At 61.0% G+C, this 18774-nt stretch carries 17 protein-coding genes; 5 read left to right on the top strand and 12 right to left on the bottom strand.

Translation table 11 applies throughout. The features are described from left to right. Positions 1 to 22 precede the first annotated feature (22 nt). Positions 23 to 1402, top strand: a complete 1380-nt coding sequence (locus DLD99_RS03695) for an MFS transporter (protein WP_114881312.1) — start codon at positions 23 to 25, stop codon at positions 1400 to 1402. A gap of 49 nt (positions 1403 to 1451) precedes the next feature. Here the strand turns inward: DLD99_RS03695 and DLD99_RS03700 are convergent, their stop codons facing one another. From DLD99_RS03700 to DLD99_RS03710, 3 genes are all read right to left on the bottom strand, one after another. Further along, complete coding sequence (locus tag DLD99_RS03700; RefSeq protein WP_011332312.1) at positions 1452 to 2405, bottom strand: adenosine deaminase; 954 nt, start codon at positions 2403 to 2405, stop codon at positions 1452 to 1454. An 80-nt stretch (positions 2406 to 2485) separates the two neighbouring features. Continuing rightward, positions 2486 to 3451: an isopenicillin N synthase family dioxygenase gene (locus DLD99_RS03705; protein ID WP_114881313.1), complete on the bottom strand. Its 966-nt coding sequence runs from the start codon at positions 3449 to 3451 to the stop codon at positions 2486 to 2488. Positions 3452 to 3512: 61 nt separating this feature from the next. Then, on the bottom strand, positions 3513 to 4586 hold the full coding sequence (locus DLD99_RS03710; protein WP_114881314.1) for a BMP family ABC transporter substrate-binding protein: 1074 nt from the start codon (positions 4584 to 4586) through the stop codon (positions 3513 to 3515). A 286-nt stretch (positions 4587 to 4872) separates the two neighbouring features. Here DLD99_RS03710 and DLD99_RS03715 point away from each other — a divergent pair, with 286 nt between their 5' ends. Then, positions 4873 to 5964, top strand: a complete 1092-nt coding sequence (locus DLD99_RS03715) for a calcium:cation antiporter (RefSeq protein ID WP_114881315.1) — start codon at positions 4873 to 4875, stop codon at positions 5962 to 5964. A gap of 123 nt (positions 5965 to 6087) precedes the next feature. Here DLD99_RS03715 and DLD99_RS03720 read toward each other — a convergent pair whose 3' ends face one another. The 3 genes from DLD99_RS03720 to DLD99_RS03730 all read right to left on the bottom strand — a co-directional run bounded on the left by DLD99_RS03720 (position 6088) and on the right by DLD99_RS03730 (position 8703). After that, complete coding sequence (locus DLD99_RS03720; RefSeq protein WP_114881316.1) at positions 6088 to 7446, bottom strand: 8-oxoguanine deaminase; 1359 nt, start codon at positions 7444 to 7446, stop codon at positions 6088 to 6090. Between the two features lie 183 nt (positions 7447 to 7629). After that, a complete protein-coding gene (locus DLD99_RS03725) occupies positions 7630 to 8325 on the bottom strand; it encodes an SDR family oxidoreductase (RefSeq protein WP_114881317.1) in 696 nt (231 codons plus the stop codon). 27 nt (positions 8326 to 8352) lie between these two features. Then, on the bottom strand, positions 8353 to 8703 hold the full coding sequence (locus DLD99_RS03730; RefSeq protein WP_114886573.1) for a MerR family transcriptional regulator: 351 nt from the start codon (positions 8701 to 8703) through the stop codon (positions 8353 to 8355). 83 nt (positions 8704 to 8786) lie between these two features. Between DLD99_RS03730 and DLD99_RS03735 the strand changes: the two genes are divergently transcribed. Further along, complete coding sequence (locus DLD99_RS03735) at positions 8787 to 9215, top strand: hypothetical protein (protein WP_114881318.1); 429 nt, start codon at positions 8787 to 8789, stop codon at positions 9213 to 9215. On the opposite strand, the gene DLD99_RS03740 is transcribed toward DLD99_RS03735, so the two are convergent. From DLD99_RS03740 to DLD99_RS03765, 6 genes are all read right to left on the bottom strand, one after another. Further along, a complete protein-coding gene (locus tag DLD99_RS03740; protein ID WP_114881319.1) occupies positions 9183 to 10109 on the bottom strand; it encodes an ABC transporter permease in 927 nt (308 codons plus the stop codon). The genes DLD99_RS03735 and DLD99_RS03740 overlap by 33 nt on opposite strands. Then, entirely contained in the window at positions 10109 to 11215 is a 1107-nt protein-coding gene (locus tag DLD99_RS03745) for an ABC transporter permease (protein WP_114881320.1), read from the bottom strand. The genes DLD99_RS03740 and DLD99_RS03745 overlap by 1 nt, the downstream gene beginning before the upstream one ends. 11 nt (positions 11216 to 11226) lie before the next feature. Beyond that, entirely contained in the window at positions 11227 to 12777 is a 1551-nt protein-coding gene (locus DLD99_RS03750) for an ABC transporter ATP-binding protein (RefSeq protein WP_114881321.1), read from the bottom strand. Between the two features lie 537 nt (positions 12778 to 13314). Continuing rightward, the gene (locus tag DLD99_RS03755; RefSeq protein ID WP_114881322.1) at positions 13315 to 13896 is read right to left on the bottom strand and encodes an IMPACT family protein; all 582 of its coding nucleotides are present in this window, start codon (positions 13894 to 13896) and stop codon (positions 13315 to 13317) included. Between the two features lie 7 nt (positions 13897 to 13903). Next, the gene (locus tag DLD99_RS03760; RefSeq protein WP_085711287.1) at positions 13904 to 14554 is read right to left on the bottom strand and encodes a TetR/AcrR family transcriptional regulator; all 651 of its coding nucleotides are present in this window, start codon (positions 14552 to 14554) and stop codon (positions 13904 to 13906) included. A gap of 94 nt (positions 14555 to 14648) precedes the next feature. After that, positions 14649 to 15569, bottom strand: a complete 921-nt coding sequence (locus DLD99_RS03765) for a LysR family transcriptional regulator (protein ID WP_007958517.1) — start codon at positions 15567 to 15569, stop codon at positions 14649 to 14651. Between the two features lie 139 nt (positions 15570 to 15708). On the opposite strand from DLD99_RS03765, the gene aptA reads away from it, so the two are divergent. Together aptA and DLD99_RS03775 are read left to right on the top strand one after the other, a co-directional pair. Beyond that, the gene (aptA, locus tag DLD99_RS03770) at positions 15709 to 17058 is read left to right on the top strand and encodes an omega-aminotransferase AptA (protein ID WP_114881323.1); all 1350 of its coding nucleotides are present in this window, start codon (positions 15709 to 15711) and stop codon (positions 17056 to 17058) included. Between the two features lie 76 nt (positions 17059 to 17134). Next, positions 17135 to 18628, top strand: a complete 1494-nt coding sequence (locus DLD99_RS03775) for a CoA-acylating methylmalonate-semialdehyde dehydrogenase (RefSeq protein ID WP_114881324.1) — start codon at positions 17135 to 17137, stop codon at positions 18626 to 18628. The last annotated feature ends 146 nt before the right edge of the window (positions 18629 to 18774 follow it).

Below are 18774 nucleotides of genomic sequence, written 5' to 3' on the forward strand. Positions count from 1 at the left end.
CATTTCGGATGGAGGAGGTGGCATGGACACGGGAAGCTTCAGCGCGGCGGATCGACTGGAACGCCTGCCGGTCAGCGGTTATCACCGGATCATTTTCATCATCATTGCCCTGGCGTTTTTCTTCGACTCCATGGATCTGGCGATGATGACCTTCCTGCTCGGCTCGATCAAAACCGAATTCGGCCTGAGCAGCGCCGAAGCCGGTCTGCTTGCCAGCTCGAGCTTCTTCGGCATGGTGCTGGGGGCGTCGCTTTCCGGGCTGCTGGCCGATCGTTTCGGTCGCAAACCGGTGTTTCAGTGGAGCATCGTGTTGTGGGGGCTGGCCAGTTACCTGTGTTCCACCGCACAAACCGTCGAGAGTCTGACTCTGTTCCGCATCCTGCTGGGGATCGGCATGGGCATGGAGTTTCCGATTGCCCAGTCGATGCTGTCGGAGTTGATACCGGCCAAGCGTCGCGGGCGCTACATTGCCTTGATGGACGGCTTCTGGCCGTTGGGGTTTGTCGCTGCCGGTGTGCTGTCGTATTTCCTGCTGCCGTTGATTGGCTGGCGTGACATATTTCTGGTGTCGGCGGTGCCGGCGGTGTTTGTGCTGGCGATCCGCTTTTTCATTCCCGAGTCGCCACGCTGGCTGGAGCAGGCCGGCAAGCATGACGCGGCGAACAAGGTGCTGTGTGCAATTGAGGATCGGGTGCGGGCGTCGCTCGGCGGAGCTGCATTACCGGAACCGGTTCGCCTGCCTCGGGTAATCACACCGCCGGGCAATTTCCTGTCGGCCCTCGGGCAGATCTGGTCGCCACTGTACCGTCAGCGCACGATGATGATCTGGAGCCTGTGGTTCTTTGCGCTGCTCGGGTTCTACGGCCTGACCTCCTGGCTCAGCGCGTTGCTGCAACAGTCAGGGTTTGCGGTGACTCAGTCGGTGTATTACACGGTGCTGATTTCCCTCGGCGGGATTCCCGGATTTCTGATGGCTGCGTGGCTGGTTGAGCGATGGGGGCGCAAACCGGTATGCATCATCACGTTGCTCGGCGGCGGAGTGATGGCGTTTCTGTACGGCCAGAGTGCGGTGTTCGGCGGCAATGTCGGGTTGCTGATCGGCACGGGCCTGTTGATGCAGTTTTTCCTGTTCGGCATGTGGGCGGTGCTCTACACCTACACGCCTGAGTTGTACCCGACATCGGCGCGGGCGACGGGCTCGGGGTTCGCCTCGGCCATCGGGCGCGTGGGCTCGCTGCTCGGGCCGTTGGTCACCGGGCTGGTGTTTCCGATTACCGGGCAGGGCGGGGTGTTTGCGTTGGGGGCGTTGTGCTTTGCGGTGGCTGCGGGGGTGGTGTGGCTGTTCGGGATGGAAACCCGGGGCAAGACGCTGGAAGAACTGACCGAAGCGGTTGTGCGCTGAAACTTGAAAAGCCGTTCGAACACGGGCGTGTCCGAACGGCTTTCTGCTGTTACGGTTTTACCAACCGCGCATCCAGGCTGTTCTGCGCCAGGCGCTTGGCCTGATCCTGGGTCATGCCCAGATGTTCGTGCAGCGCATGGAAGTTTTCGGTGACATAACCGCCGAAGTACGCCGGGTCATCGGAGTTCACCGTGACCTTCACGCCGCGCTCGAGCATGTCGAGGATGTTGTGCTGCGACATGTGATCGAACACGCAGAGTTTGGTGTTCGACAGCGGGCATACCGTCAGCGGGATCTGCTCGTCGATGATCCGCTGCATCAGGCGCTCGTCTTCGATGGCGCGCACACCATGGTCGATACGCTGGATCTTCAGCAGATCGATGGCTTCCCAGATGTACTCCGGCGGGCCTTCTTCGCCGGCGTGGGCGACGGTCAGGAAGCCTTCGTGACGGGCACGGTCGAACACACGCTGGAACTTGCTCGGCGGGTGACCCATCTCGGAGCTGTCCAGACCTACCGCGACAAACGCATCACGGAACGGCAGTGCCTGGTCGAGGGTTTTCTGCGCTTCGTCTTCGCTCAGGTGGCGCAGGAAACTCAGGATCAAACCGCTGGTGATGCCCAGTTGCTGCTCGCCATCCTTCAGCGCGGCGGCGATGCCGTTGAGCACCACTTCGAACGGGATGCCACGGTCGGTGTGGGTCTGCGGATCGAAGAACGGCTCGGTGTGGATCACGTTCTGTTCTTTGCAGCGCAGCAGGTAGGCCCAGGTCAGGTCGTAGAAATCCTGGGAGGTGCGCAGCACGTCGGCGCCCTGGTAATACAGGTCGAGGAATTCCTGCAGGTTGTTGAAGGCGTAAGCCTTGCGCAGGGTTTCGACATCGCTCCACGGCAGGGCGATTTTGTTGCGTTCGGCCAGGGCGAACAGCAGCTCGGGCTCCAGCGATCCTTCGAGGTGCAGGTGCAGTTCAGCCTTGGGCAGGGCGTTGAGCCAGTCGTACATATTCTTTTCTCATCAGGTGCAATGACGGCATTCTACAGATGCCCGCCGAAACAATTGGCAAAACCTGACCAACCGATCCATCACACCGCTTCTTGCTCCCGTCGGTAGGCGTAGGTATCGGCGAAGCGCGACAGCAGGAATTCGGCACAGGTGGTGGTCGGATATTTCGCCGGATGATGTGCGTCCTGGCAACCGGGCAGGCATTCGATGCGGGTGTCCGGGTGCGGCTCGGCGAAGAACGGCATCGAATAGCGATCCACGCCCAGCGGGCTGATCACCCGGTGCGGGGTCGAGCGATAACGGTCGTTGCTCCAACGCGCCATCATGTCGCCGAGGTTGACCACAAACGTGCCGTCGATGGGCGGTGCGTCGATCCATTGGCCTTTGACGTTTTTCACCTGCAAGCCGCCGGCGGTGTCCTGATACAGCAGTGTGATACAGCCGTAATCGGTGTGTGCTCCGGCACCTTGCTGTTCGGCGGAACTGGCGGTGTGGCGCGGCGGGTAATGAATCATTCGCAGGACGCTGACCGGCTCATTGAAGCGCTTGTCGAAGAAATTGCGCTCGATGCCCAGCGCGAGGGTCATTGCCCGTAACAGGGTTTGCGCAAGGGCCTGCATGTCGCGGTAGTGCTGTTCCATCAGCGATTCCCAGCCGGGAATGGCCGGGTGACGGTTGGGGCCACGCAAGGGTTTTTCCGCCAGCACCTCGGGATGGTCGGTCGGCAGGTGCAGGCCCATGTCGAAGGTTTCCTTGAGATCGCTGGGTTTGTCCGGGTCCAGTTGTTCGGTGGCGATGGCGCCGTAGCCGCGATGATGGATGGTCCGGGTGATGTCGATCTTGAGTTTTTCTGCTGTCGGCAATGCGAAGAAGTGCCGGGCGTGATCGAGCAGGGATTCGATGCGCTGCTCAGAAATCGGGTGGCCCTTGATGTAGAAGAAGCCCCATTCGCGGCAGGCGTGGTCGATCTGTTCGGCGACGGCGGGCCAGGCGTTGTGGTCGTTGGAGTAGAGCGGGGAGATGTCGATGATTGGAAGCTGATCCATACACAACCCTTGAAAGTTAATGATCGTTCCCACGCAGAGCGTGGGAACGATCGGGAGGAATTTACTTCGGCATCTCGGCCTTCATGCCTTCGACGTAATAGTTCATCGACGCCAGTTCCACGTTGGTCGCGCTCTTGCCCGCCGGAATTTTCTCGACCCCGGCCTGATCCTTGATCGGCCCGGTGAACGGTTGCAGGGCGCCGCTCTTGATGTCGGCAATGATCCGCTCGGCTTCGGCCTTCACCGGTGGCGGCACCAGATCGCTGATCGGCAATTCGACCGTGCCTTCCTTCAACCCGCCCCAGTAATCCTGGGATTTCCAGTTGTGGTCGATCACGCTCTGGGTCGCCTGAATGTAGTGCGGCGCCCAGTCGTTGACGATCGAGGTCAGCACCGCCTTCGGCCCGAAATGCGCCATGTCCGAAGCGTAGCCCACGGCGTACACGCCACGCCGTTCGGCGGCCTGGATCGGTGCCGGGCTGTCGGTGTGCTGGAACACCACGTCCACGCCTTGGTCGATCAGCGCGTTGGCGGCGTCGGCTTCCTTGCCCGGGTCGAACCACGAGTTGACCCACACAACCTTGATCTCGGTGCCGGGGTTGTACTTGTTCAGGGCCAGCTGGATGGCGTTGATGTCGCGGATCACTTCCGGGATCGGGAACGAGGCGACATAGCCAATCTTCTTGGTCTTGGTCATTTTCGCCGCGAGGAAACCGCCGACGTAACGGCCTTCATAAGTACGCGCGAGATAGGTGCCAAGGTTCTTGTCCTGCTTGTAGCCGGTGGCGTGTTCGAAGGTCACTTTGGGAAATTGTTTGGCGACCTTCACCGTCGGGTTCATGTAGCCGAAAGAAGTGGTGAAGATCAGGTCGTAGTTGTCCTTGGCCATGTTGCGGATCACCCGCTCGGCATCGGCACCTTCGGCGACGTTTTCCACGTAGTTGGTGGTGATCTGCGTGCCGAGTTTTTCCGCCAGCGCCTTGCGCCCCTGTTCATGCTGATACGTCCAGCCGTGGTCGCCGATGGGGCCGATGTAGACGAAACCGACTTTCAGTGGATCGGCGGCACTGGCGCCCAGGCTGAGGCCGAGGCCCATGGCGATGCACAGCAGTTTCTGCAATGGACGTTTTTGCATGAACGCGAACTCCCTTTTGTTGTGTGTGGGGAGGGCAATGCAAAAGGCTGACCAAGCGGACAACAAATCAATTGGAAATCGGGGCGAGGCCTTCGCGAGCAGGCTCGCTCCCACAAAAACGCCGTGATCCCTGTGGGAGCGAGCTTGCTCGCGATGAGGTCGGCCGGGCCGAAAAAAGTGCATGTCCGTACAAGGACGCCATCCACTGGTGCGCTAAGGTGTAACGAACCATTAGCGCCGCCCCGCAGTCAGTAGCTCATTCGACCTCGGCACCCGAAGGCCCGCCATGCTCACGATCCTCAAGCAAGAAAGCTTTCTGCTGCTGGCTCTGATCGCCGCTCTCGTGGCGTATCCGTTGGAGCACTGGTTGCTGCACAGCGGCCAGGTCGTCGCGCTGACGGCCGGGCTGGTGCTGATCGCCTTCATCGTCGCCGCCTCGATGCGGGTCGCCCATCAAGCCGAGTTGCTCGCGGAAAAAGTCGGCGACCCGTACGGCACGATGATCCTGACCCTCGCCGCCGTGCTGGTGGAAGTGGTGATCCTGGCGATCATGATGAGCAACGAAGCCTCGCCGACGCTGGTGCGCGACACGATCTATTCGGCGGTGATGCTCGACATCAACGGCATCCTCGGTCTCGCCGCGCTGATGGGCGGGATCAAGCATGGCGAGCAGTCCTACAACGACGATTCCGCCCGCAGTTACAGCGTGATGATCCTCACCGCCATGGGGGTGTCGATGGTGGTGCCGGAGTTCATTCCCGAGGCCAACTGGAAAATCTATTCGGCGTTCACCATCGGCGCGATGGTGGTGCTTTACGCGTTGTTCCTGCGGATGCAGGTCGGGCCGCACAGTTATTTTTTCAGCTACAGCTACCCGGATAAACGCCGCAAGAAACAGCCGACGGAGGAGAAGCCGGAAAAGGTCAATCTGCCTTTGTCGATCGCCATTCTGGTGTTCGGTGTGGTGGTGATCGGTGCACTGGCCGAGGTGATGTCCAAGACCCTCGATCTGGGCCTGGAAGGGACGGGGGCTCCGCCGGTGATCACGGCGATTCTGGTGGCAGCGATTTCAGCCGCGCCGGAGATCCTGACCGCCTTGCGCGCAGCGTTGGCCAATCGCATGCAGTCGGTGGTCAACATTGCGATGGGCGCATCGTTGTCGACGGTGATCCTGACCGTGCCGGTGATGGAGGCGATGGCGCTCTATACGGGGCAGCCGTTTCAGATGGCGATGACGCCGGTGCAGACGGTGATGATCTTCATCACGCTGATCGTCAGCGCGATCAACCTCAATGACGGCGAGACCAATGCCATTGAGGGCATGACCCATTTTGTGTTGTTTGCGACGTTCATCATGTTGTCGCTGCTCGGACTTTGAGCCCACCAGAAGCCACTGTGGGAGCTAGCCTGCTAGCGATTACGGTATATCAGTCAACATCTCTGTTTACTGACAGATCGCATTCGCTAGCAGGCTAGCTCCCACAGGTTAAGCACCGGGGAATCAGGTACCGGCGATCAACTGCCGAGCCGCCTGACTGTGATCGGCAATCAGGCCTTTGAGATCCAGCCCTTCAACCTGTCCATCAACCACACGCCACTTGCCGCCGACCATCACCCGATCCGCACGGTCCGCGCCGCACAACAGCAATGCCGAAATCGGATCATGACTGCCGGAGAAGCGCAGCTCATCCAGCTTGAACAGCGCCAGATCCGCCTGCTTGCCCACCGTCAGCTCGCCGATGTCGGTGCGACCGAGCAGGCTCGCCGAACCCTTGGTCGCCCAGCCCAGTACGCGTTCCGGGGTGATCTTCTCGGCGCCATAACGCAGGCGCTGAATGTACAGCGCCTGACGCGCTTCGAGGATCATGTTCGACGCATCGTTGGACGCCGAGCCATCCACGCCCAGACCGAACAACGCGCCGGCATCGGTCAGCTCGATGCTCGGGCAGATGCCGGAGGCCAGGCGCATGTTCGAGCTCGGGCAATGGCAGATGCCGGTGCCGGCCGCGCCGAGGCGGGCGATTTCGTCAGGGTTGAAATGAATGCCATGGGCCAGCCAGGTGCGCGGGCCGAGCCAGCCGACGCTGTCCAGATAATCCACGGTGCGCAGACCGAAACGTTGCAGGCAGAAATCTTCTTCGTCGAGGGTTTCGGCGAGGTGAGTGTGGAGACGCACGTCGAGTTTGTTCGCCAGATCGGCGCTGGCGGACATGATTTCCGGGGTCACCGAAAACGGCGAGCACGGCGCCAGAGCGATCTGGATTTGCGCGCCGTCGCCACGTTCGTGGTACTCGTGAATCAGCCGCTGACTGTCGTCGAGAATCACCTGTCCTTCCTGCACGGTCTGCTGCGGAGGCAGGCCGCCGTCCTTCTCGCCGAGGCTCATCGAACCACGAGTGAGCATGGCGCGCATGCCCAGTTCGCGCACGGTTTCGACTTGCACGTCGATGGCGTTTTCCAGGCCGTCCGGGAACAGGTAGTGGTGATCGGCAGCGGTGGTACAACCCGACAGCAGCAACTCGGCCAGCGCGACTTTGGTGGCGAGGGCGAGTTTTTCAGGCGTCAGGCGCGCCCACACCGGGTACAGGGTTTTCAGCCACGGGAACAATGGCTGGTTGACCACCGGCGCCCAGGCGCGGGTCAGGGTCTGATAGAAGTGGTGATGGGTGTTGATCAGGCCCGGCAGGATCACATGTTCACGGGCGTCGAACACTTCATTGCATGGGGCGGAAGGTTGCTGGCCGGCGCCGAGCACTTCGGTGATCACACCGTCTTGCAGCACCAGACCGCCACGGGCATCGAGACCGTTGGCCGTGAAAATGGCGAGGGGATTTTTTAACCAGATACGGGTCGCAGGCATTGTGGCCGGCTCCTCTGAAAGTTGGGTTCAGGGTTGCCAGCTCAGTGTTGCCCTGTCTGCTGATCCAGGGTCGCCGCGAAGGACGAGGTGCGGAGTTTCGAACAAAATGTTGCGACGGGCAAGCCCAACCCGACCAGACACCGGGATAACCCTGTGGGAGCAGGCTCCCACAGGGTCCGGTGCTTACCAGGGAATGGTTTCACCCTTGTAGTTCACGAAGTGATGGCCGCCCTTGCCGGCAAACGCGTCCACTTGATCCACCAGACCACGGGTGCTGGTGTCCACGTCGATGTCGGCACCTTCGCCGCCCATGTCGGTTTTCACCCAGCCCGGATGCAGCGACAGCACAGTCAGTTTCTGATCGCCCAACTGGGTGACGAAGCTGTTGGTCATCGAGTTCAGCGCCGCTTTGCTGGCCTTGTACAGCGCCAGTTCCGGCGCGTCGGGCATGGTCACGCTGCCCAGCACCGAGCTCATGAACGCCAGCACGCCGCTGCCGTCGCGGATCTGCCCGACGAAGCGCTGGGCCAGATTGATCGGCGCCACGGCGTTGGTGAAGAACAGCTGGCCGACTTCCGCCAGCGTCGCGCCGCCCGGGGTCTGCACGTCAGGGCCCTTGACCCCGGCGTTGACGAACAGCAGATCAAAGGTCTCGCCCTTGAGCTGCTGGCTCAGGGCAATCACCGCTTGCTGGTCGTCCATGTCGAGTTTTTCGATCTGCACGTTGCCCAGTGCTTTGAGCGCCTCGGCGTTCGCAGGGTTGCGAACCGTGGCGGTGACTTGCCAGCCGTCGGCCAGCAGGGTTTTCACCAGCCCCAGGCCCAGGCCACGGGAGGCGCCGATGATCAGTGCGTGCTTGGCAGGATTAAGTGCGGACATGATTGGCTTTCCTTGAAAGTTGAAAGATCACGGGTTCAATGGACAGCGTTGACCGAGCCGTTGCTGCAATTCGTGGCGCAGCTCGCCGAGTTCGGCCATGCGGGTTTCGATCAGCTTGAGCTTGTCTTGCAGCAATTGCGTGACGGCGGTGTCCGGATCCGGCGATTGCCACAGCGCGCCAACGCTGCTGCCAATCTCGCCGAGAGTGAAGCCCAGACGCTGCGCCGTCTTGATGTACAGCACCAGTTGCACCATCTCCGGCGGATAGTCGCGATAGCCGTTGGCGCTGCGTTGTGCCGCGATCAATCCGCGCTCCTCGTAGAAACGCAGCGTGTCACGGCTGACATCGCAGCTCTGGGCCAATTCACCGATGCGCATCAAGGACATCTCGAAAGTGTTTGACCCTGGAGCATACTCCAGGCTTTACCGTGGTTGCTCCCTGAATTTTCGGAGCAAGGACGATGTGGACTTCAACGCAGTATCGCAATCTGGTGCGTGGCAGTGCCTGGTATGACTTGATCGTGACGGCGGCGTTTGCCACGCCGTGGAGTTTTGCCGCGCTGCACGGGGTTTTGACGGCGCTGAGTCAGGCGCTGGATCTGCACGGCGATTTGCCGTCGTTCGAGCCAGTGCATCTGTTGATGGCGAACCTCTTGGGTTCGGTGGTTTGCGTGTGGGCGGTGCTGCGGATTCGCGATCCGCAGCAGGTTTATGGACGCTATGACGCGGTGGCGCGGTTTCTGTTCGCCGCGTGGCAGGCGTATGCCCTGGCCCACGGCGCCAGTTCGTTGCTGGTGGGTTTCCTGGTCTTCGAACTGGCGTGGGGTATTGCTCAGGTGTTGCCTGTTAAAAGCCCCTCAGTGTCCGGCCTGCCACGGCTGGCCCAGTGACACCGGCGCATACAACCGCGTACGCACTGCATCCCGCGACAACAACACCAGCACCAGGATGGTCGCGACGTACGGCAGCATCGCCAGCAGACTCGATGGAATCGCCAGCCCCAACCCCTGCGCCACCAGGTGCAGGATGCTGGCGAGGCCGAACAGATACGCGCCGAGCAACAACCGCCACACCCGCCAACTGGCGAACACCACCAGTGCGAGGGCAATCCAGCCGCGTCCGGCGGTCATGTTCTCGGCCCACATCGGCGTGTACGCCAGCGAAAGATAAGCCCCGGCCAGTCCGGCCATCGCGCCGCCGAACAATACGGCCAGCGTACGCACGGTCAGCACGGGTAGGCCCATGGCACTGGCCGCATCGGGATTTTCGCCGACCGCTTGAATGATCAGCCCGACACGGCTTTTCACGATCACCCAGGCCACCAGCGCAAACAGCGCGAACGACAGGTACACCAGCAGATCCTGGGCAAACAGCATGCGGCCGATCAGCGGAATGTCACTCAAGAATGGAATCGCCAGCGGCTCGAACCCCGCCAGCGGTTTGCCGACCCAAGCGGCGCCGACAAAGGTCGACAGGCCCACGCCAAAAATCGTCAGCGCCAGCCCGGTCGCCACCTGATTGGCGTTGAACACCAGCGCCACCAGCGCAAACAGCGACGACAACAGCATCCCCGCAAGCATCGCCAGTAAAACACCGAGCCACAGGTTGCCGCTGTTGAACGCGACGATGAAACCGATCACCGCGCCAAACAGCATCATCCCTTCCTGTCCGAGGTTGAGCACGCCGCTCTTTTCGCAGATCAATTCACCCAGCGCCACCAGCAACAGCGGAGTGCCGCAACGCACCATGGCGTAGAAAACATTGCTCAGCAGATCGATATCCATCACAGCGCTCCGGCGGTTACGGCGGTGGTAGAAGTGCGTCGGGCCCAGCGCAGGTTCAGGCGTGGTCGGTAGAGGATCAGCACGTCACAGGCCAGCAGGAAAAACAGCATCATTCCCTGGAACAGCTGGGTGATCGCCTGCGGCAGATTCAGCGTCATCTGCGCGCTCTCACCACCGATGTACAGCAGCGCCATCAACAGGCTGGAAAACAGAATCCCGACGGGATTTAGCCGCCCAAGAAACGCCACGGTGATCGCCGCATAGCCGTAGCCCGGTGAGACCTGCGGCACCAGTTGGCCGATCGGCCCGGTGACTTCGCAAACACCGGCAAGTCCCGCCAATCCTCCGCTGATCAACAGCGCGAGCCAGATCAGGCGTTTCTCGCGAAACCCGGCAAATCCCGCCGCGCGTTTATCCAGCCCGAGCACTTTGATCTGGAAACCGACAAAGCTTTTCTGCAACAACACCCACACCGCCACCAGCGCCAGCAGAGCGAAATACACCCCGGCGTGAACTCGACCATCCTCCATCAACAACGGCAGGCGGCTGGCGTCGCCGAACATCGCCGACTCGGGAAAGTTGTACCCGGCCGGGTCCTTCAACGGCCCGTGAACGCAGAACAGCAGCAGGTTCAGCGCGATGTAATTGAGCATGATGCTGGTGAGGATTTCGTTGGCGTTGAAGCGCGTGCGCAGCCAGGCGGTGAGCCCGGCCCACGCGGCGCCGACGAGGGTGCCGGTGAGCAGGATCAGCACCAGTGCCCAGTGGCTTTGCATGTCGATGATGTTCACCGCCAGCGCACTGCCGGCCAACGCACCGAGCAACAATTGACCTTCGGCGCCGATGTTCCAGATTCGCGCCTGATAAGCCACCGCCAGACCCAGCGCGCAGAGCAGGATCGGCAACGCCTTGACCAATAATTCGGACACGCCATACAAGTCGCTGACCGGCGCGATCAACAAGGTGTGCAAGGTTTGCAGCGGGTCATGACCGAGAGCGATGAACAGCAGCGAGCCACAGCCGAGGGTCAGCACCGCCGCCAACAGCGGCGAGCACCACAACATCAGGCGCGATTGCCGGCCACGGGGTTCGAGGGAAAGCAGCATGAAAAACTCCGTTAAACCGCAGCGGGTTGAGGTTGAGGGCTGTGGAACTGGCCGGCCATCCAGCCACCGACATCGCTGATCCGTGTTTGCGCCGTGTCTTGCAGCGCCGACATCCGCCCGCCGCAGAGCGCGCCGAGGCGGTCGCTGATCTGGAACAGCTCGTCGAGGTCTTCGGATATCACCAGAATCGCCGCGCCGGCATCGCGCAGGGCGATCAGGGCGCGATGAATCACTGCCGCCGCGCCGACGTCCACGCCCCAGGTCGGGTGCGCGGCGATCAGCAGTTTTGGCTGCTGGAGGATTTCCCGGCCGAGGATGAATTTCTGCAGGTTGCCGCCGGACAAACTGCGAGCGCTGGTTTGGGTATCCGGGGTTTTCACCCCGAAGCGCTGGATGATTGCCTGGGCGAGGGATTCGATTTTGTTGCGCTCGATCAAACCGTGGCTGACCAGCCCTTGCTGAAAGGCTGTGAGCAGGGCGTTGTCCGCCAGGCTCAACTCCGGGACCGCGCCGTGCCCGAGACGCTCGGCTGGGACGAATGCGAGACCGAGTCTGCGCCGTGCATCCGGGCGCAGATCGGCGACGGCGCGTTCTCGGAAACGGATCGTTTGCGCTGCATCGCGGGGCAGTGTCTGTTCGCCGCTCAGCAGTGCCAGCAATTCATCCTGACCGTTGCCCGCAACGCCAGCGATGCCGACGATTTCGCCGCTGCGCACCTGCAAGTCGATGCCGGTCAACGAACAGCCGAACGGATCGGGGTTGTGCCAATTCAATCCGCTGACCCGCAGGAATGTCGCGCCGCCATTGGCTTTCGGATACTCGCCGATCAGCGCCGCCGACTCGCCGACCATCAGTTGCGCCAGTTGCTGGTCGGAGCATTTCGCCGGTACGCAATGTCCGGCCACCCGGCCGCCGCGCAGAACCGTGGCGCTGTGGCACAAGGCGCGCACCTCGCCGAGTTTGTGGCTGATGAACAGAATGCTGCAGCCCTCGGCCGCCAGCCGACGCAGGGTGATGAACAGATCGTCGGCTTCCTGCGGCGTGAGCACCGAGGTCGGTTCGTCGAGAATCAGCAGGCGGATATCCTGCATCAGGCACCGGACGATCTCCACCCGTTGGCGCTCGCCGATCGACAGGCTGTGGACAAGTCGCTCCGGTTCCAGCGCCATGCCATAACGGCGGGACACTTCGCGGATTTTCGGTTCAAGCTGTTTCGGCGTCCCGGCGGCCGGGCCCATCGCCAGCGCAATGTTCTGCGCCACGGTCAGGGTTTCGAACAGCGAGAAATGCTGGAACACCATGCCGATGCCCAACTGCCGGGCCTGCGCCGGATTGCGCATGTTCACCGGTTGCCCTTGCCAGAGCATTTCGCCCGAGTCGGCCTGGGTGACGCCGTAGATGATCTTCATCAGCGTGCTTTTGCCCGCGCCGTTTTCACCGAGCAGCGCGTGGATTTCACCGGGGGCGATGCTCAGGTCGATGGCGTCATTGGCCAGACAACCGGGATAACGTTTGCTGATGCGGCGCAGTTGCAGGCGCGGGGTGGGCGTGGCGTTGGGCATGACAGGCTCGGCTTGCTTGGGGTTGTGCCTGTGGATAAAGCAATTTCCTGGCCATTGAGTCAGGAACCCTTCAAGCGTTTGCCCGGCGCCCCTTCACCTAGAGCCGCGAAGGTAAAACTGCTCCGATTCGCAGCACCAATTCAGCGCAAAGCCTTTGATCAGGCTCCAGTTTTGTTCGTGAAATTCTGGTTAAAAAACGAGCAATCCCACCGGAGCCAAGCTGCACCTGAGGCTACGTGAGTCATGAACGGGTTATCCACAGGTTGCTCCACAGTATTTGTGCGCAATCGGACAACCTTGGCATAAGCGCACCGGTGCTATCTCCCAATGGCGATAAACAGATCTAACTGATTGTTTTTACTTGGAATTAAATTTTTTTCATGTGCTTTGGGCGAAAAGTGTACAAATCGCGCAAAGCCACGTGACAGAAGGGTTACAGCGGTGTGTGCTCAGGTTATCCACAGTCGGGTGCACAGGTGATGTGGGCAACTCTCTGGAATATGGGGATTTGCTCGTGCCCCGAAATATTGCAAGTGTTCAGCGCTGGAGCAGGATGCGCCCACGGCTGAGATCGGCCAGTTGGCTTTGCAGCAATGGAATCTGCGCCTCACCCACCGCCAACTGTAATTCGACGCCATTGGCGGTGAAGTTTTCTTCCACAACGAGACCGCCAAGATCCGCCACCCGCAACTTCACCAACGCCAACTCGGCAAACCCGCAGGCACAACGCAGGGGCACACGGCTGATCAATTCGATTTTCGGTGCGGCTTGCAGGCACTTGTTGGCGCCGCCGCCATAGGCCCGGGCCAGGCCGCCGGTGCCCAGTTGAATGCCGCCGTACCAGCGGATCACCAGCACCGCGACCTGATCGCAATCCTGCGCCTCGATGGCCGCGAGAATCGGTCGACCGGCAGTGCCGCCGGGTTCGCCGTCGTCGTTACTGCGGTACTGATCACCGAGTTTCCACGCCCAGCAATTGTGCGAGGCGTTCAAGTCGCTGTGCTGCTCGATGAAGGCTTGCGCCTCGGCAGGGCTGCCGATCGGCGCGGCGAAGGTGATGAAACGGCTTTTGCGAATCTCTTCGCGGAATTCGCAAAAGCCGCTGAGGGTAAATGGCATAAACGTCTTATAGAGAAGGAGTGAGGCCGCAGCCCTTGAGAATGATGCGGATCAGGTTGTTGCCGGCGTCTTCCATGTCCTGTTTGGTCAACTTGCTGCGACCGCTGACGCGGCAGATCTGCGTGGCGAAGTCGGCGTAATGCTGGGTGCTGCCCCACAACAGGAAGATCAGGTGTACCGGATCCACCGGGTCCATTTTGCCGGCGTCGATCCACGCCTGGAATACGGCGGCCCGACCCTGGAACCAGGCGCGGTAGTCCTGGTTGAAATACTCGGTGAGGCATTCGCCACCGCTGATCACTTCCATCGCGAAGATTCGCGACGCTTGTGGCTGACGGCGGGAAAATTCCATTTTGGCGCGGATGTAGCGGGTCAGCGCTTCGGCCGGATCGTCCTCGGCCGTCAGGGTGTTGAAGGTGCTGTCCCACAGTTCGAGGATGTTGCTCAGCACCGCCACGTACAACCCGAGCTTGTTGGTGAAGTAGTAATGCAGATTCGCCTTGGGCAACCCGGCCTTGGTGGCGATGGTGTTCATGCTGGTGCCTTTGAACCCGTGACGGGCGAACTCGTCTTCGGCGGCTTTGATGATGGTCTCTTCGTTCTTCTGACGAATGCGGCTGGCAGGTTTGCCGCCGTGAGCGGGGACTTCAAAGGTCATAGGCACTTCCGGGTTTGTCTGTGGGGTGCAACCAGTTGCGTTGATAGCGCAACCATCGGCCTGCGACAAGCCCCGGGCAATAAAACGCCGGTCATCAGCGGGTGGCGGCGAGGCTTTCGAGAAAACTTTCCAGCACCAGATGCGGACGCCGGCCCTTGCGGGTCACCGAAGCCAGGCTCAAGTCATAGAACCGCGTGCTGGCCTTGAGAGCACGCAGCCGTCCCTGTTGCACCCAGAGACTGGCGTAGTGATCCGGCAGATAACCGATGTAGCGCCCGGTCAGAATCAGGAATGCCATACCCTCACGGTCAGAAGCGCTGGCCGTGCAATTGAGGGCCTGATAATGCGCCTGAATCTCCGCCGGCAAACGAAAGGTTGGTGCGATGGCGTCCTGACTGTTCAGGCGTTCGTCGTCCAGTTGCTTGTCATCGACGTAAAACAGCGGATGGCCGACCGCGCAATAGAGCAGCGAGCGTTCGCTGTACAGCGGCTGATATTCCAGTCCGGACAGCGCACTGGCCTGCGGCACCACGCCGACGTGCAGGCGACCGTCGAGCACACCTTGTTCGACTTCGTTGGGGGCGATCATGCGGATCTGGATCTGCACGTCCGGCCCGCGCTCCTTCAATTGCGCCAATGCGTGGGTGATGCGCATGTGGGGCAGGGTGACGAGGTTGTCGGTCAGGCCGATGATCAATTCGCCGCGCAAGTGCTGGTGCAGGCCGTTGACTTCGGTGCGGAAACTTTCCAGCGCACTCAGCAGCTGCAACGCCGATTGATAGACCTCGCGACCTTCTTCGGTCAGGGAGAAACCGGCGCGCCCGCGCTGGCACAGGCGCAGGCCGAGGCGTTGTTCGAGATCGCTCATCTGCTGGCTGATTGCCGAACGTCCGATACCAAGCACGGTTTCCGCCGCCGAGAAACCACCGCACTCCACGACGCTGCGGAAAATCCGCAACAGGCGGATATCAAAGTCACTGACCTGGGCCAGTGGATCGGGGCGGCGGCTGCTCATCTTGTTGTTCTCATTGTTTAGCAAGGTTCTAACTGAAGGTTAGAAAAGTTGGATTTCACCGACTTTATCGGCGTGGCAACTTAGCTGCAACAACGACTTTTATCTCCCTGAAGCTTATTGCCCTGCGAGGTTTTGCCCGATGAACATGCCTGAAAACGCGCCGTCGCCACTGGCCAGCCAACTGAAGCTGGACGCGCACTGGATGCCGTACACCGCCAACCGCAACTTCCAGCGCGATCCGCGTCTGATCGTCGGTGCCGAAGGCAGCTGGCTGATCGACGACAAGGGCCGCAAGGTGTACGACTCGCTGTCCGGTCTGTGGACCTGCGGCGCCGGGCATACCCGCAAGGAAATCCAGGAAGCGGTGGCCAAGCAGTTGGGCACCCTCGATTACTCGCCGGGCTTCCAGTACGGCCACCCGCTGTCGTTCCAGCTGGCCGAAAAGATCACCGACCTGACCCCGGGCAACCTGAACCACGTGTTCTTCACTGACTCCGGCTCCGAGTGCGCCGATACCGCAGTGAAAATGGTCCGTGCCTACTGGCGCCTGAAAGGCCAGTCGACCAAAACCAAAATGATCGGTCGTGCCCGTGGCTACCACGGCGTGAACATCGCCGGCACCAGCCTTGGTGGCGTCAACGGCAACCGCAAGCTGTTCGGCCAGGCGATGATGGATGTCGACCACCTGCCGCACACTCTGCTGGCGAGCAATGCGTTCTCCCGTGGCATGCCGGAGCAGGGCGGTATCGCCCTGGCCGATGAACTGCTGAAGCTGATCGAGTTGCACGATGCTTCGAACATCGCTGCGGTGTTCGTTGAGCCTCTGGCCGGTTCCGCTGGCGTACTGGTTCCACCACAGGGTTATCTGAAGCGTCTGCGCGAGATCTGCGATCAGCACAACATTCTGCTGGTGTTCGACGAAGTGATCACCGGTTTCGGCCGTACCGGCACCATGTTCGGCGCCACCACTTTCGGCGTGACCCCGGACCTGATGTGCATCGCCAAGCAAGTCACCAACGGCGCGATCCCGATGGGCGCAGTGATTGCCAGCTCCGAGATCTACCAGACCTTCATGAACCAGCCGACCCCGGAATACGCCGTGGAATTCCCGCACGGCTACACCTACTCGGCGCACCCGGTGGCTTGTGCCGCTGGCCTGGCAGCACTCGACCTGCTGCAAAAGGAAAACCTGGTACAGAGCGTGGCCGAAGTTGCACCGCATTTCGAAAATGCCCTGCACGGCCTGAAAGGTGCGAAGAACGTGATCGACATTCGTAACTACGGCCTGGCCGGTGCGATCCAGATCGCGGGCCGTGATGGCGACGCCATCGTGCGTCCGTTCGAAGCCGGTATGGCGTTGTGGAAAGCCGGGTTCTACGTGCGCTTCGGCGGCGACACCCTGCAGTTCGGCCCAACCTTCAACAGCAAGCCGCAAGACCTCGATCGTCTGTTCGACGCGGTCGGCGAAGTGCTGAACAAGCTCGACTGATTTTTCCTTCTATATAGCTACGCAAATAGCAGGCGCTCCTTGCGGGCGTCTGCGCACAAGAATTCAGGAGTTTTCGATGAGCGTTATTCCGCATTTGATCAATGGCGAACTGGTGACCGAGAACGGTCGCGCGGTCGATGTGTTCAACCCGTCCACCGGTCAGGCTATCCACAAGCTGCCGCTGGCCAGCCAGGAAACCATCCAGAAAGCCATCGATGCCGCCAAGGCTGCGTTCCCGGCCTGGCGCAATACGCCACCGGCCAAACGCGCCCAGGTCATGTTCCGCTTCAAGCAACTGCTGGAGCAGAACGAAGCGCGCATCTCGCAATTGATCAGCGAAGAGCACGGCAAGACGCTGGAAGACGCTGCCGGTGAACTGAAGCGTGGCATCGAGAACGTCGAGTTCGCCTGCGCAGCGCCGGAAATCCTCAAGGGTGAATACAGCCGCAACGTCGGCCCGAACATCGATGCCTGGTCGGACTTCCAGCCGCTGGGCGTGGTGGCCGGTATCACCCCGTTCAACTTCCCGGCCATGGTGCCGCTGTGGATGTATCCGCTGGCGATCGTCTGCGGTAACTGCTTCATCCTCAAGCCGTCCGAGCGTGATCCGAGCTCGACCCTGCTGATCGCTCAACTGCTGCTGGAAGCCGGCCTGCCGAAAGGCGTGCTGAGCGTGGTGCACGGTGACAAGACTGCAGTGGACGCGCTGATCGAAGCGCCGGAAGTCAAAGCGCTGAGCTTTGTGGGTTCGACGCCGATTGCCGAGTACATCTATGCCGAAGGCACCAAGCGCGGCAAACGCGTTCAGGCACTGGGCGGCGCGAAGAACCACGCGGTGCTGATGCCGGATGCGGATCTGGACAACGCGGTCAGCGCACTGATGGGCGCGGCATATGGTTCCTGCGGCGAGCGCTGCATGGCGATTTCGGTAGCGGTGTGTGTGGGCGACCAGGTAGCCGATGCACTGGTGGCGAAACTGGTTCCACAGATCAAGGCGCTGAAAATCGGTGCCGGCACTTCTTGCGGTCTGGACATGGGGCCGCTGGTTACCGGTCAAGCGCGCGACAAGGTCAGCGGTTATGTCGAAGACGGCGTGGCGGCGGGCGCGACCCTGGTGGTCGATGGTCGTGGTCTGAGCGTTGCCGGTCATGAAGAAGGCTTCTTCCTGGGTGGCTGCCTGTTCGACAACGTCACCCCCGAGATGCGCATCTATAAAGAAGAGATCTTCGGGCCGGTACTGTGCATCGTTCGGGTGAACAGTCTGGAAGTGGCGATGCAACTGATCAACGATCACGAATACGGCAACGGCACCTGCATCTTCACCCGTGACGGTGAAGCCGCACGTCTGTTCTGCGACGAGATTGAAGTCGGCATGGTCGGTGTCAACGTGCCGCTGCCGGTGCCGGTGGCTTACCACAGCTTCGGCGGCTGGAAGCGTTCGCTGTTCGGCGACCTGCATGCCTATGGTCCGGATGGCGTGCGCTTCTACACCCGTCGCAAGGCGATCACCCAGCGCTGGCCACAGCGCGCGAGCCATGAAGCCTCGCAATTCGCATTCCCTAGCTTGTAAGTAGAAGGGCTGTGCACAGAAGGCCGACCTTTTAAGGTCGGCCTTCTTGTTTTCGGGCTTTTTTGACCGATGTGACAGATTTATGAAAATAGGGGTTGACGGCAGATTCTGAATCTCTATAATTCGCCCCACTTCCGGCGCAGTCG

The organism is Pseudomonas kribbensis (assembly GCF_003352185.1).
Lineage (GTDB): Bacteria > Pseudomonadota > Gammaproteobacteria > Pseudomonadales > Pseudomonadaceae > Aquipseudomonas > Aquipseudomonas kribbensis.

Bases quoted from the DNA above. Each gene is read 5' to 3' on its own strand.
- DLD99_RS03745 (WP_114881320.1), bottom strand. From the start codon at position 11,215: ATGCTGCTTTCCCTCGAACCCCGTGGCCGGCAATCGCGCCTGATGTTG.
- DLD99_RS03715 (WP_114881315.1), top strand. From the start codon at position 4,873: ATGCTCACGATCCTCAAGCAAGAAAGCTTTCTGCTGCTGGCTCTGATC.
- DLD99_RS03740 (WP_114881319.1), bottom strand. From the start codon at position 10,109: ATGGATATCGATCTGCTGAGCAATGTTTTCTACGCCATGGTGCGTTGC.
- DLD99_RS03775 (WP_114881324.1), top strand. From the start codon at position 17,135: ATGAGCGTTATTCCGCATTTGATCAATGGCGAACTGGTGACCGAGAAC.
- aptA (WP_114881323.1), top strand. From the start codon at position 15,709: ATGAACATGCCTGAAAACGCGCCGTCGCCACTGGCCAGCCAACTGAAG.
- DLD99_RS03765 (WP_007958517.1), bottom strand. From the start codon at position 15,569: ATGAGCAGCCGCCGCCCCGATCCACTGGCCCAGGTCAGTGACTTTGAT.
- DLD99_RS03710 (WP_114881314.1), bottom strand. From the start codon at position 4,586: ATGCAAAAACGTCCATTGCAGAAACTGCTGTGCATCGCCATGGGCCTC.
- DLD99_RS03725 (WP_114881317.1), bottom strand. From the start codon at position 8,325: ATGTCCGCACTTAATCCTGCCAAGCACGCACTGATCATCGGCGCCTCC.
- DLD99_RS03730 (WP_114886573.1), bottom strand. From the start codon at position 8,703: ATGCGCATCGGTGAATTGGCCCAGAGCTGCGATGTCAGCCGTGACACG.
- DLD99_RS03735 (WP_114881318.1), top strand. From the start codon at position 8,787: ATGTGGACTTCAACGCAGTATCGCAATCTGGTGCGTGGCAGTGCCTGG.
- DLD99_RS03755 (WP_114881322.1), bottom strand. From the start codon at position 13,896: ATGCCATTTACCCTCAGCGGCTTTTGCGAATTCCGCGAAGAGATTCGC.
- DLD99_RS03695 (WP_114881312.1), top strand. From the start codon at position 23: ATGGACACGGGAAGCTTCAGCGCGGCGGATCGACTGGAACGCCTGCCG.
- DLD99_RS03760 (WP_085711287.1), bottom strand. From the start codon at position 14,554: ATGACCTTTGAAGTCCCCGCTCACGGCGGCAAACCTGCCAGCCGCATT.
- DLD99_RS03705 (WP_114881313.1), bottom strand. From the start codon at position 3,451: ATGGATCAGCTTCCAATCATCGACATCTCCCCGCTCTACTCCAACGAC.
- DLD99_RS03700 (WP_011332312.1), bottom strand. From the start codon at position 2,405: ATGTACGACTGGCTCAACGCCCTGCCCAAGGCTGAACTGCACCTGCAC.
- DLD99_RS03720 (WP_114881316.1), bottom strand. From the start codon at position 7,446: ATGCCTGCGACCCGTATCTGGTTAAAAAATCCCCTCGCCATTTTCACG.
- DLD99_RS03750 (WP_114881321.1), bottom strand. From the start codon at position 12,777: ATGCCCAACGCCACGCCCACCCCGCGCCTGCAACTGCGCCGCATCAGC.